This is a genomic window from Streptococcus sp. GMD1S, from assembly GCF_000296875.1.
Lineage (GTDB): Bacteria > Bacillota > Bacilli > Lactobacillales > Streptococcaceae > Streptococcus.
Genome location: NZ_AJQY01000386.1, coordinates 1 through 910 on the forward strand (window position 1 = coordinate 1; position 910 = coordinate 910).

At 43.3% G+C, this 910-nt stretch carries 2 protein-coding genes; both read left to right on the top strand.

The window, feature by feature from the left end:
- A partial coding sequence (locus GMD1S_RS10530; RefSeq protein WP_000463543.1) for a peptide-methionine (R)-S-oxide reductase occupies positions 1-153 on the top strand: 153 nt, incomplete at its 5' end.
- Positions 154-212: 59 nt separating this feature from the next.
- The coding region (locus GMD1S_RS10535) for an ABC transporter permease (protein ID WP_000681735.1) at positions 213-910 on the top strand (698 nt) is incomplete at its 3' end.

The window sequence follows — 910 nt, forward strand, 5'->3', positions numbered from 1 at the left end:
GGCAATGCTCACTTGGGTCATGTTTTCACAGATGGACCTCAGGAGTTAGGTGGCCTGCGTTACTGTATTAATTCTGCCTCCTTGCGCTTTGTAGCCAAGGATGAGATGGAAAAAGCAGGATATGGCTATCTATTACCTTGCTTAAACAAATAAAACTGAGAGGGTGGGGCTTCCCACTTTCTTCATTTCTAGAATATGAATAGAAGGGATTTATGAAACACTTACTATCTTACTTCAAATCCTATATCAAAGAATCAATTTTGGCTCCACTGTTCAAGCTGCTAGAAGCTGTTTTTGAGCTCTTGGTTCCCATGGTGATTGCTGGGATTGTTGACCAATCCTTGCCTCAGAGAGATCAAGGGCATCTATGGATGCAGATTGGCCTGCTCCTTATCTTTGCAGTGATTGGCGTTTTAGTAGCCTTGATTGCTCAATTTTATTCAGCAAAGGCAGCGGTAGGTTTTGCCAAGGAATTGACAAACGACCTCTATCGTCATATTCTTTCTTTGCCTAAGGACAGCAGAGACCGTTTGACAACTTCTAGCTTGGTGACCCGCTTGACTTCTGATACCTACCAGATACAGACTGGGATCAATCAATTCCTGCGCCTCTTTTTGCGAGCGCCTATTATTGTTTTTGGGGCTATCTTTATGGCCTATCGCATCTCAGCTGAGCTGACTTTTTGGTTTTTGGTCATGGTTGGTTTTTTGACAATCGTCATTGTCGGTCTCTCTCGACTGGTCAATCCTCTCTACAGTAGTCTCAGAAAGAAAACGGACCAACTGGTTCAGGAAACGCGTCAGCAATTACAAGGCATGCGAGTTATTCGTGCCTTTGGGCAAGAAAAACGAGAATTACAGATTTTTCAAACCCTTAACCAAGTTTATGCTAGATTGCAAGAAAAGACGGG